We start from the raw sequence: 12,213 nt of genomic DNA on the forward strand, positions 1-12,213 counted from the left end.
AACCCAAGCATTAGAAAATGAAATACAGTAGAGCAAAAACAGGAAATGCAGCCGTCAGGCTATCGATACGATCCAAAACGCCGCCATGCCCAGGAATAATATTACTGCTGTCTTTAATTCCTGAAACGCGCTTAAACATACTTTCGACCAGATCACCGAGCACAGAGATAATCACAGTCGCTAATGTAATACCGACCATCGACAGCGTGTTTGTAAACCGGATATCAAACCAATCAGCAGTAAACCACGCCACAATCAATGCCGTAATAATGCCACCAATCAACCCTTCAATGGTTTTATTTGGACTGACTGCTGGCGCCATTTTGTGCTTACCAAAACTTTTGCCCGCAAAATAAGCACCACTGTCTGCAGCCCAAACAATTAAGCAGACAAATAGCACCAACTTAGCACCGTGGTATGGCTCACTCAAAAAGGCTTCTGCGCGTAAAAAAAGTACGCTCCAGAAAAAAGGAAGTAGCGTAAGCACACCAAAAAGGTGCCTAAGTAGATTGGATTTTTCCCACCATGGACGGGATTTAGGATAGGTAATAGCTAAAAAGCTAGAAAACAGCCACCAAGCCACCCCAACACTTAATATCACATAGTGATTCGAGTTCATGTTGGCTAGGCTAACGGCATCAGGGGAAATCAGTAGGTAACTTGCTCCACCAATGATAATGGCAGGTAACAGCGCCAGATACCTAGATGTCGAATCGATAAACTGCGTCCATTCCCATACACCGACGAACGCCACAAGGGCCAAAACGGCCATAAATAGGGGGAGTGGCAGTTCAAAAATGCCCAGCATCACCAGTGGAGCTAATATGAGCGCCGTGATAATTCGTTGCTTCAAACTAATGGATCCTTTATTTCTGTTCCATCAATGCCTTAACCTGTTCCCCTGTGCAGCCAAAACGGCGTTCACGGTTAACAAACCAAGTCACTGCTTCAATTAAACTTTCTTCACCAAACTCAGGCCAGTAAATCGGCGTAAAGTACATCTCTGCATAGGCCAATTGCCACAACATAAAATTACTAATACGACATTCACCGCTGGTACGAATGAGCAAATCCACTTCAGGAATATCAGACATCGTTAGCGACTGTGTAATCAGCGTCTCGTCAATCTGATCAGGAGAAAGCTCACCGCTCGCCACTTTGACCGCGATAGAGCGCATTGCTTCTGTGATATCCCATTTTCCGCCATAGTTTGCGGCGATATTAACGACCATGCCACTGTTTGATGAGGTTAACTCTTCTGCCTGAGCGATTTTTGTTTGTAAGCGTGAGCTAAAACGTGTTTTATCACCAATGACTCTAAGACGCAGATTGTTCTTATGCAGCTTTTTTACTTCTGTGGATAGCACAGTAATAAATAACTCCATCAACACGCCTACTTCAGCTTCCGGACGCCGCCAATTTTCACTGCTAAAGGCAAACAAAGTAACGGCTTTAATACCCAATTTCGCTGCAGTAGAAATCGTTCTTCGGACCGCTGCTACACCATTCTTATGACCAAATACACGAGGTTTACCTTGTGCTTTAGCCCAACGGCCATTTCCGTCCATAATGATTGCGATGTGTTGGGGTAATACATCAGATGAGAGGGATGAGTTTTGCATAAGAAATTAATTGATTACCAAACTGATAGGGCAAAATAGCATAAAAAAACGCTGCACTGTGAGCACAGCGTTTTAGAAAGGCTAAAAAGAGCGAATTAAACTTCCATTAACTCTTTTTCTTTTGCAGCAAGAACTTCATCAATTCTCTTAATCGCTACATCGGTAAGTTTTTGAATCTCTTCTTGCGCTTTATGATCTTCGTCTTCAGAGATTTCTTTATCTTTCAGTAGAGCTTTTAAGTCGCCATTGGCATCACGACGAATGTTGCGAACCGCAACGCGACCACCTTCGGCTTCACCACGAACAATTTTCACCAAATTACGACGACGTTCTTCGGTCAGTGGTGGCAGTGGTACACGAATAACCGTACCTGCAGACATTGGGTTTAGACCCAAATCAGACATCAAAATCGCTTTTTCAACTTTTGGCGTCAACTCTTTATCAAAAACAGTGATCGCGAGAGTACGTGCATCTTCAGCTACAACGTTAGCGATTTGATTCAGCGGTGTCGAAGCACCATAGTAATCGACAGAAATGCCGGAGAGTAAACTTGGGTGAGCGCGACCAGTACGTACCTTAGAAAGGTTGTTTTTCAGGGCATCTACGCTCTTATCCATACGCTCTTGAGCGTCTTTCTTGATTTCGTTAATCACAAATATCACCTACTTGTTTTTTTGTTTTGGAGTGATTAGTCAGCGGTGCTAATTAGTGTACCTTCCGCTTCACCCATTACCACGCGACGTAGTGCGCCCGGTTTGTTCATATTAAATACGCGGATTGGCATTTTATGGTCACGCGCTAGCGTAAACGCGGCCAAGTCCATCACTTTTAGCTCTTTTTCAAGCACGGTTGTATAAGACAGCTTATCATACAGTTCTGCGTCTGGGTTTGCCACTGGGTCTGCACTAAATACGCCATCTACTTTTGTCGCTTTTAGAACCACATCCGCTTCAATTTCAATACCGCGCAAACAGGCAGCAGAATCAGTTGTGAAGAATGGGTTACCAGTACCCGCTGAGAAGATCACAACACGGCCTTGACGTAGTTGGCTGATAGCATCGGCCCAATTGTAATCGTCACACACACCTTTAAGAGGAATGGCAGACATCACGCGCGCATTCACATAAGCACGGTGCAAAGCATCACGCATTGCCAAACCATTCATTACGGTTGCCAGCATTCCCATGTGGTCGCCCACAACACGGTTCATGCCCGCTTCAGCAAGACCTGCGCCACGGAATAAGTTACCGCCGCCGATGACAACACCCACTTGAACACCCAGTTCAACCAGTTCTTTTACTTCCTGTGCCATGCGATCTAACACCGCAGGATCAATACCAAAACCTTCTTCGCCTTGTAGCGCTTCACCGCTAAGTTTTAACAGGATACGTTGATAGGCTGGTTTAGGGTTCGTAGTCATGGAGCTTACCTTCCAAATAGAGAGTTGTTAATTAACAGTCATGATTTAAAACTGAATACTGAATTCTAAATCATCACAATTAGTCTCAATATGCCATTCGTAAAAAGACCGCAGCCTTGGCTACGGTCTCTTTTTAGGCAAAATCGCTAGGATTAACCTTTTTGAACCATTGCAACTTCTTCAGCGAAGCTAAGTTCTTGAGCTTTCTCAATACCTTCACCAACTTCTAGACGTACGAAGTTAGTAACGGTTGCGCCTTTAGCTTTCAGCATTGCGCCAACAGTTTGAGAAGGATCCATGATGAACGCTTGACCAGTAAGTGATACTTCACCTGTGAACTTAGTCATGCGGCCTTCAACCATTTTCTCAGCAATTGCTGCTGGCTTACCAGATTGCATTGCGATTTCGATTTGGATTTCACGCTCTTTAGCCACAACTTCTGCTGGTACATCTTCAGGGTTCACGTACTCAGGTTTTGCAGCAGCAACGTGCATTGCTACGTGTTTGATGGTCTCTTCATCCGCTTCACCAGCAACCACAACACCGATACGGTCGCCATGGCGGTATGAACCTACTTTAGCGCCTTCGATGTAATGAACGCGACGGATAGTGATGTTTTCACCAATTTTAGCAACAAGAGCAATACGTGCTTCTTCAAATTTAGCTTGAAGTGCTGCGATATCTAGACGCTCAGCAAGTGCAACCGCTAGAACTTCGTTAGCGAACGCTAGGAAGCTTGAATCTTTTGCTACGAAGTCAGTTTGGCAGTTCACTTCTAGAAGTGCTGCAAAACCATCAGCTTCTTTAATTAGGATAGTACCTTCAGCTGCGATGTTACCTGCTTTTTTCGCTGCTTTAGCTGCGCCGCTTTTGCGCATGTTTTCAATTGCTAGTTCGATGTCAGCGTTTGCTTCTACAAGCGCTTTTTTACATTCCATCATACCTGCGCCAGTACGCTCGCGCAGTTCTTTTACTAGAGCAGCAGTTACAGTTGCCATTCTCTATTCCTCAGTTGATTCTGGTGGTAAAAATCAGGGGCCGATTGTTTGGCCCCTGATGCTAACTATAACTTGTTCAATGCATCAATCGTGTGACACATATAATCAAGTGTGACTCAGAGCCGCTATTATTCTGCTTCTACGAAACCGTCTTTTGCAGCAGCAAGTGCAGCTGCATCTTTGTTACGACCTTCGTTAACCGTTTCTGCAACAGCATTTAGGTAAAGCTGGATTGCACGGATTGCGTCGTCGTTACCAGGGATAATGTAGTCAACGCCATCTGGGTTAGAGTTAGTATCAACAACAGCGTAAACTGGGATACCTAGGTTGTTTGCTTCTTTAACTGCAATGTGCTCGTGATCTGCATCGATAACGAATAGTGCGTCAGGTAGACCGCCCATATCTTTGATACCACCAAGAGATTTCTCTAGCTTCTCCATTTCACGAGTACGCATTAGAGCTTCTTTCTTAGTTAGCTTATCAAAAGTGCCATCTGTTGCTTGAATTTCAAGCTCTTTTAGACGCTTGATTGACTGACGAACAGTTTTCCAGTTAGTTAGCATGCCGCCCAACCAGCGGTTGTTAACGTAGAATTGGTTGCTTGCGATAGCCGCTTCTTTAACAGCTTCAGATGCTGCGCGTTTAGTACCAACGAAAAGAACTTTACCTTTTTTCTCGCCAACTTTTTGTAGCTCAGCTAGAGCTTCGTTGAACATAGGAACAGTTTTTTCTAAGTTGATGATGTGAACACGGCTACGAGCACCAAAAATGAATGGCTTCATTTTTGGGTTCCAGTAACGAGTCTGGTGACCGAAGTGAACACCAGCTTTTAGCATGTCGCGCATTGATACAGTTGCCATTTAAAAATCCTCTATGGGGTTAGGCCTCCACATTCCCCATGTATCCGACCCCTAACATCTATTCGGTTGTTGCCGATAGTTTTATTGTTGGAGCACCCCGGAACACGTGTCGGAATGTGTGTGATTTAAAGATAATGTGTTTAGAAAGGAAGGTGGGCTTCGTCATTTCAGAAGAAAACGCACTTCGATTCCGGCGCGCTTTATACCATATTTAGCCCTTCTCTGGCTAGAAAAAAATACGACACATCATGGCCTAGGTAAGCTGTAGTTATGCAAACAATTCTTACTTACCGACAGGGATCCCTTGCGATTCATCCATGCACTGCTAGAATAACGCCCATTCGCACAGTTAAGTGCTCAAGAATTAACGCATAGAGAAAGCCGATGTCTGTAAAAATCAAAACTGCTGAAGAAATAGCCAAAATGCGCGTCGCGGGTAAACTGGCTGCCGATGTCCTTGAGATGATTGAACCGCATGTAAAAGTGGGCATCACCACTGAAGAACTTGACCAGATCTGCCACAAGTACATCACTGAAGTACAGCAAGCTATTCCAGCACCATTGAATTACCACGGTTTTCCTAAATCGATCTGTACCTCTATCAATCACATTGTTTGTCACGGTATTCCGGCAACTCAAGATACGCAGTATGGGCAATTACAGCGTCCAGCGGTACTGAAAGAGGGTGATATTCTGAACATTGATATCACAGTCATTAAAGATGGCTACCACGGTGATACCTCAAAGATGTTCTTTGTCGGTGAAGTGTCGCCAGCAGATAAGCGCCTATGTCTTGTTGCGCAAGAGTGTCTTTATATCGGCATGAAGAAGGTCAAACCCGGAGTTCAATTGGGTGAGATTGGTACTGCGATCGAAAAACACATTAAAACCAATAATAAAAATAACCCACGCCTTAAATTTTCGATTGTGAAAGATTATTGCGGCCACGGTATTGGCGCTCAATTTCATGAAGAACCACAAGTGGTTCACTATAAAAACAGCGACAGAACCGTACTGCGTGAAGGGATGATTTTCACTATCGAGCCAATGATTAATGCGGGTAAATTTGGTTGCCGCCTTGATGATGAAGACAATTGGACGGTTTACACCGCCGATGGCAAAAACTCAGCGCAGTGGGAACACACCATTTTGGTTACCGCCACTGGCTGTGAAGTGCTGACGCTGCGTGAAGAAGAAACCATTCCACGTCTGATGCATAACGCCTAATTACATCGAACCAAAACCTTATCAATTAATATCCCTCTTGCAGGGATATTTTTTTATCTGCAGTGATTTGATACAGTCAGTCTACGTTGTGACATATCACTAGCATGGATTGCCGTTATGCCTTTTCAGTCTCCCCTCACCTTTACTGACACACAACTCACTATCGGCGAGCTTAAACAACAACTTGAACAGTTCACTCAGTATCAGAAACATCAATTTTTGCACCACCATCCGGTCAACGACCTGGTACTAGGCCGCTCTGAATATATGGACCAACTGCTCTACAGGTTATGGGAACATTATTCATTTTCGCAGGTTCCAGACATCAGTTTAGTGGCCGTCGGAGGCTATGGCCGCGGTGAACTTCATCCTCTTTCGGATATCGATATTCTGGTCGTCTCCAATCATACTTTACCCGCTGAACTCGGCAGTAAAATTAGTGAATTTATTACCCTGCTGTGGGATTTGCGTTTAGAAGTAGGCCATGCCGTGCGTACCGTGCAACAGTGCGCTGAAATTGGCCGTGAAGATTTAACCGTCGCAACAAACTTACAAGAAGCTCGGCTATTATGTGGTAGCGAAGAGACATTTTATAAACTCAAGATGTTGATTCATTCCGAATCGTTTTGGCCAAGCGAAACCTTTTACCGCGCCAAAATTCAAGAGCAGCGCGACCGACACGCTCGTTACCATGACACCACTTATAACCTTGAACCCGATATCAAATCGACTCCTGGAGGCTTGAGGGACATTCATACTTTAAGCTGGGTCGCTAGACGTCACTTTGGTGCAACATCACTGTTTGAAATGAGTCGTTTTGGTTTTTTAACTGATGCTGAATATCGTGAGCTAGTAGAGTGCCAAGACTTTTTATGGCGCGTGCGCTTTGCGCTGCACATTGAATTAAAACGCTATGACAATCGGCTTATTTTTGCTCATCAAGCTCAAGTGGCAGAACATCTGGGCTTTACGGGTGAAGGGAATCGCGCAGTCGAGATGATGATGAAAGAGTTCTACCGTACGCTACGTCGTGTTGCAGAACTCAACAAAATGCTCCTGCGTCTGTTTGATCAAGCCATACTCAATAACGGCGAAGAAGCCGTGGCAGAAATTTTAGATGATGATTTTCAACGTCGTGGCAACTTAATAGAAGCTCGTAAACCCGCGCTTTTCCAAGCTCGCCCTGAAACGATCTTAGATATGTTTATTCATATCGCCAATGATTCCAGCATCGAAAGCGTCGCACCCACAACCATGCGCCAGTTGCGTACAGCCAGAAGGCGGCTCAATAAATTCCTGCACACCATTCCCGAAGCGCGTGAGAAATTCATGGCATTGGTACGTCACCCTAACGCACTACATCGTGCGTTCAGCCTGATGCATAAATTAGGCGTGCTCGCCGCTTATCTTCCCCAATGGAGCCAAATTGTTGGACAAATGCAGTTCGACCTATTCCATGTTTATACGGTCGATGAACACAGCATTCGTCTTCTCAAACACATCAATACCTTTAGCTACGCACAAAATCACGATAAACACCCCATCTGTTGCGAAGTCTACCCACGTCTCCAGAAAAAGGAGATGCTGATTCTGGCCGCTATTTTTCACGACATTGCCAAAGGGCGTGGCGGCGATCACTCTGAAATCGGTGCGGTAGAAGCCTATGATTTTTGTATTGAACACGGTTTATCAAAGCCTGAAGCAAAATTAGTCTCTTGGCTGGTACAAAACCACCTCTTGATGTCGGTAACGGCGCAAAGACGCGACATTTACGACCCAGATGTCATTACCGAATTTGCCAAAAAAGTGCGCGATGAAGAGTATCTCGAACATCTTGTTTGCCTGACTGTCGCGGACATCTGCGCTACTAACCCTGAGCTTTGGAACAGTTGGAAACGCACCTTGCTGGCAGAGCTATATCACTCAACACAGCGGGCACTTAGGCGTGGGCTTGAAAACCCGGTAGATGTGCGCGATCGCATTCGCCACAACCAACAAATGGCATCCGCATTGCTTCGTAAAGAAGGCTACAGCGCACGCGAAATTGAAGTGCTTTGGCAGCGCTTTAAAGCCGATTACTTTTTGCGTCACACTCACAAGCAGATCGCTTGGCATTGTGAGCACCTACTCAAACATAGCGACCCAAGCCAACCGCTGATCCTGATGAGCAAAAAAGCCACTCGTGGCGGCACTGAATTGTTTGTTTACACTAAAGATCAACCCGCCCTCTTTGCGACTGTGGTTGCTGAACTGGACCGTCGAAATCTCAATGTTCATGATGCGCAGATCATGTCGAGTAAAGATGGCTACGTCCTTGATACCTTCATGGTACTGGATCAAAACGGCCATGCAATTGACGAAGAGTGTCACCCATCGTTGATCAAACACCTACTCAGTGGGCTAGAAACGGGTTGGCAGAACAAACTGAAATTGCGCCGCACGCCACGTAACTTGCAACATTTTAAAGTCAAAACTAAAGTCGATTTTTTACCCACCAAAAGCAATAAACGAACCTTAATGGAATTAGTCGCACTTGATACTCCGGGACTGCTGGCAACGGTCGGAGCCACATTTGCTGACTTAAACATTAACCTGCATGGTGCAAAAATCACCACCATTGGCGAACGAGCAGAAGATTTGTTTATTCTCACCGGTTCGCAAGGCGGAAAATTGAGTGAAGAAGAAGAGTGCACGTTACGTGAAATGCTGATTAAAAATGTTTCTGAACTCGCGCCAAATTAAACGGAAAAGGAAAGCGATCTGGTCCACAACTTGAACCATTGATATCACGATGAACTATCTCGGGCGAGCATGGACTGCTACATTGAAATGGTTCATTGATGTGTCACAAAATACAATAGAGGTTGCCTATGTATCCCTACCTCACCGGTTTAGGCATTCAAGATCCTAAACAGATTGAGCGCTATTCACTTCGTCAAGAAGCCCATAAAGATGTGTTGAAGATTTACTTTCATAAGCAGAAAGGCGAGCTGTTCGCTAAAAGCGTGAAATTTAAATACCCTCGACAAGTAAAAAATGTATTGGTCGATAGCGGCAGCCATCAATACAAAGAGGTGACGGAGATCAACCGTAATTTAACCTTGGTGATTGATGAACTAAATAAAATCACTAAGCCGGTTCCTATGAGTGATCTCGATCTGAAGCAAAAAATATTGACTGACTTGCGCCATTTGGAAAAAGTGGTCACGAGCAAAATCGCTGAAATTGAAGCTGACTTAGAGAAGCTAAAATAGTCTCAAGACAGTAAAGTAACTTTAGATACCCAGAGCATCGAATAACCCTGTTTCAGATAACTCTTCACTGATAAAAAAGGTTCCCAAAGGAACCTTTTTTGTTGCTAAGTCTAAGCCGTCAATCAATATTGAACGCTGACAATGTTATAACCAACCCGCCCAAAAGCCGACCCAATACAGCGCAATCGCGGATACAACACCTGCCACGATATCATCGAGCATAATCCCCAAACCACCATGCACTCGTTTATCTAACCAACTGATCGGCCACGGTTTGAGCATATCGAAAAAGCGAAACAGCACGAATCCAGCCACCAGCCATTTCCAATCTAAACTGGGCAATTCAAACAGTGGCACGACTAGCATTGTTATCCAAAAACCGGCAAATTCATCCCACACAATCGAACCGTGGTCATGCACTTTCATGTCGTCAGAAGTCACTTGGCAAATTTTCACGCCCACCAAGCAAGCCAGCACAACCACGGCACAATACACTGTGATAGGTAGCTGTACTAACAGCAAATAAAAAGGCACTGAGGCAAGCGTTCCCATTGTGCCGGGCACGATAGGCGATAGGCCACTGCCAAAACCCGTGGCCAAAAGATGCCAAGGGTTCTTTAATGAGATTAATGCGATAGGGTTTGTCATCCGTTCACCTTAAAATGATCATAGCCGCTTAACTGCCAATTGAGTTTTTTTCCTTGATGCTGGAGCTCAAAAATACCCTGCGGGCGAATTTGGCCAATGCAACTCACCTTACAACCGCAATGAGCAAGCGCACTTTCGATGGAACCTCGGTTATGCTCTGGAACAGTGAAACACAACTCATACTCTTCACCGCTGGTTAGTGCATATTGCTGGGCTATTTGTCTCTGGCCCACAAACTGCAACAGCTCTTGCGAGATAGGCAACGCACCGACATCTAAACTCACCCCAACATTTGAACGATGCAAAATATGCTTGAGATCAGACACCAAACCATCGGAAATATCAATTGCAGAAGAAGCTAAATGAAGCAATGCTTGGCCAGCAAGAATTCTTGGCGTTGAGAGATAGTGACGCTTTTCAAGCTCTTGGGCAAAAGGTTTATGGCGTAAGCTTGGGTCAAGAATCACATCGAGCCCTGCTTGGCTATCACCGAGTTCACCAGTGACGTAAACCCAATCTCCCACTTTGGCTCCACTGCGCAGCAGCGCCAATTCTTGTGGCACAAAACCTTGTACTGTCAAGGTAATGCTCAGTGGTCCTTTGGTTGTATCTCCACCAATTAGCTGAATATTGTAGTAATTCGCAAGTTCGAAAAAAGCATCACAAAAGGGTTTTAGCCATGCTTCATCGACACTGGGTAGAGTGAGTGCGAGCGATACCCAAGCAGGCGTTGCCCCCATCGCAGCCAAATCACTGATGTTAGATGACAATGCTTTATGAGCCACCCAAGCCGGATTCGCATCGGTTAAAAAATGAGTGCCTGCGACTAAGGTGTCGGTACTGATGGCGATCCGAACATTTTCTGGTGCTTTGACCAATGCACAATCATCTCCTAGAGCAAGAGAGACATCTTTACGTTGTGACTGACGGTTAGAGAAATAGGTATCGATTAAATTGAATTCACCGAACATAAAAAATTCCCTGCCCTGAGTTTTTATTATGTACATCATTTCTCATCGCTTAGGGCTTTCGCGGAGAAAGATCCGTCATAAAAAAGGTCAGCGAATGCTGACCTTTTATTTTAAAACGACTTATTATTTTTTGCGTACATGTGGGGCGGCTTTATCAAGCACGCCATTCACAAACTTATGGCTATCTTCAGCAGCAAATACTTTTGCTAACTCAATCGCCTCATTGATGACCACTTTATATGGCACATCATCGCGACGAGTCATTTCGTACATGGCTAAACGAAGTAACGCCAATTCCATCATGTCTAAGTCTTGCATTGGACGAGACACGAAAGGACGCAATTTGCTATCTAGCTCTGTGTGGCTTAGCACTACACCCGTGAGTAGATCACGGAAATATGCAACGTCGGTTTCTGGAGCCGCTAACGCTGGCTCAGCAGCATGATGCTCTTCTTCATCATACTTACCACCCGAGAGGAATTGCTCTTCGATAGTGGCAACATTTTCTTTTGTAATTTGCCAAGAATAAATTGCTTGTAGCGCAAATTGACGTGCATTACGACGTGCAGCTGGTTTCACACTGGCCCCCATTAGGAATCGATTTCTGAAAGAACGTTAATCATCTCAAGCGCGCTTAGTGCAGCTTCTGCACCTTTGTTACCAGCCTTGGTTCCCGCGCGTTCAATGGCTTGATCGATGGTATCAACAGTTAGAACACCAAATGCTACTGGAAGGCTGTATTCCAGAGACACTTGCGCCAAACCTTTATTGCATTCACTGCACACATAATCAAAGTGTGGCGTACCACCACGAATCACAGTGCCAAGAGACACGATAGCGTCGTATTTACCTGTTTTTGCTACGCGTTGAGCAGTAAGAGGTAATTCGACAGCACCAGGGCAGCGAACAACAGTAATATTGTCATCGCTAACTTGTCCGTGACGCTTTAAAGTATCGATTGCACCAGAAAGCAGGCTTTCGTTAATAAAACTGTTGAAACGAGAAATAACGATAGCAATTTTTGCATTTGGTGCGGGGAAACCACCCTCGATCACTTTCATAAGCCTTCCTTTAACTATATACACAAGTAAGAATCGCCGGATTCTAGCACAATTTTGTGAGCAATATCTAATGGAAATTCGGCTTAGACGGCAAACCAAGCGGCTAATCAGCGAAATAATAAAGGAAGCGTTGGGCCTGTCTCTTATACACA

13 protein-coding genes are annotated in these 12,213 nt (G+C 44.8%); 3 read left to right on the top strand and 10 right to left on the bottom strand.

What is annotated here, in order from left to right:
- Window positions 1–10: 10 nt before the first annotated feature.
- The 6 genes from PL85_RS05020 to rpsB all read right to left on the bottom strand — a co-directional run bounded on the left by PL85_RS05020 (window position 11) and on the right by rpsB (window position 4,900).
- Window positions 11–853 (bottom strand): phosphatidate cytidylyltransferase, encoded by an 843-nt coding sequence (locus PL85_RS05020; RefSeq protein WP_088729104.1) that lies wholly within the window; start codon window positions 851–853, stop codon window positions 11–13.
- Window positions 854–866: 13 nt separating this feature from the next.
- Window positions 867–1,622, bottom strand: coding sequence for an isoprenyl transferase (locus tag PL85_RS05025; protein WP_013856207.1), 756 nt, complete (start codon window positions 1,620–1,622; stop codon window positions 867–869).
- Window positions 1,623–1,717: 95 nt separating this feature from the next.
- Window positions 1,718–2,275: a ribosome recycling factor gene (gene frr / locus PL85_RS05030; protein ID WP_010320122.1), complete on the bottom strand. Its 558-nt coding sequence runs from the start codon at window positions 2,273–2,275 to the stop codon at window positions 1,718–1,720.
- Window positions 2,276–2,310: 35 nt separating this feature from the next.
- The gene (gene pyrH, locus PL85_RS05035) at window positions 2,311–3,042 is read right to left on the bottom strand and encodes a UMP kinase (protein WP_010320123.1); all 732 of its coding nucleotides are present in this window, start codon (window positions 3,040–3,042) and stop codon (window positions 2,311–2,313) included.
- A gap of 152 nt (window positions 3,043–3,194) precedes the next feature.
- The gene (tsf, locus tag PL85_RS05040; protein WP_013856205.1) at window positions 3,195–4,040 is read right to left on the bottom strand and encodes a translation elongation factor Ts; all 846 of its coding nucleotides are present in this window, start codon (window positions 4,038–4,040) and stop codon (window positions 3,195–3,197) included.
- A gap of 128 nt (window positions 4,041–4,168) precedes the next feature.
- Window positions 4,169–4,900, bottom strand: a complete 732-nt coding sequence (gene rpsB / locus PL85_RS05045; RefSeq protein ID WP_013856204.1) for a 30S ribosomal protein S2 — start codon at window positions 4,898–4,900, stop codon at window positions 4,169–4,171.
- 384 nt (window positions 4,901–5,284) lie between these two features.
- Between rpsB and map the strand changes: the two genes are divergently transcribed.
- The 3 genes from map to PL85_RS05060 all read left to right on the top strand — a co-directional run bounded on the left by map (window position 5,285) and on the right by PL85_RS05060 (window position 9,381).
- Window positions 5,285–6,127 carry a type I methionyl aminopeptidase gene (gene map, locus PL85_RS05050; RefSeq protein WP_081245045.1) on the top strand — a complete coding sequence of 281 codons (843 nt, stop codon included), beginning with the start codon at window positions 5,285–5,287 and terminating at the stop codon, window positions 6,125–6,127.
- Between the two features lie 117 nt (window positions 6,128–6,244).
- A complete protein-coding gene (gene glnD, locus PL85_RS05055) occupies window positions 6,245–8,869 on the top strand; it encodes a bifunctional uridylyltransferase/uridylyl-removing protein GlnD (RefSeq protein WP_017049712.1) in 2,625 nt (874 codons plus the stop codon).
- Between the two features lie 128 nt (window positions 8,870–8,997).
- Window positions 8,998–9,381 carry a DUF3461 family protein gene (locus PL85_RS05060; protein ID WP_026027637.1) on the top strand — a complete coding sequence of 128 codons (384 nt, stop codon included), beginning with the start codon at window positions 8,998–9,000 and terminating at the stop codon, window positions 9,379–9,381.
- Between the two features lie 144 nt (window positions 9,382–9,525).
- Here PL85_RS05060 and pgpA read toward each other — a convergent pair whose 3' ends face one another.
- From pgpA to ribH, 4 genes are all read right to left on the bottom strand, one after another.
- Window positions 9,526–10,029: a phosphatidylglycerophosphatase A gene (gene pgpA, locus PL85_RS05065; protein WP_047689286.1), complete on the bottom strand. Its 504-nt coding sequence runs from the start codon at window positions 10,027–10,029 to the stop codon at window positions 9,526–9,528.
- Window positions 10,026–11,000 carry a thiamine-phosphate kinase gene (gene thiL / locus PL85_RS05070; RefSeq protein WP_174223802.1) on the bottom strand — a complete coding sequence of 325 codons (975 nt, stop codon included), beginning with the start codon at window positions 10,998–11,000 and terminating at the stop codon, window positions 10,026–10,028. Before thiL ends, pgpA begins: the two co-directional genes overlap by 4 nt.
- A gap of 123 nt (window positions 11,001–11,123) precedes the next feature.
- The gene (gene nusB, locus PL85_RS05075; protein ID WP_013856197.1) at window positions 11,124–11,591 is read right to left on the bottom strand and encodes a transcription antitermination factor NusB; all 468 of its coding nucleotides are present in this window, start codon (window positions 11,589–11,591) and stop codon (window positions 11,124–11,126) included.
- Window positions 11,591–12,061 carry a 6,7-dimethyl-8-ribityllumazine synthase gene (ribH, locus tag PL85_RS05080; RefSeq protein WP_026027639.1) on the bottom strand — a complete coding sequence of 157 codons (471 nt, stop codon included), beginning with the start codon at window positions 12,059–12,061 and terminating at the stop codon, window positions 11,591–11,593. The genes nusB and ribH overlap by 1 nt, the downstream gene beginning before the upstream one ends.
- Between the last annotated feature and the right edge of the window lie 152 nt (window positions 12,062–12,213).

Source organism: Vibrio anguillarum (genome assembly GCF_001989995.2).
Lineage (GTDB): Bacteria > Pseudomonadota > Gammaproteobacteria > Enterobacterales > Vibrionaceae > Vibrio > Vibrio anguillarum.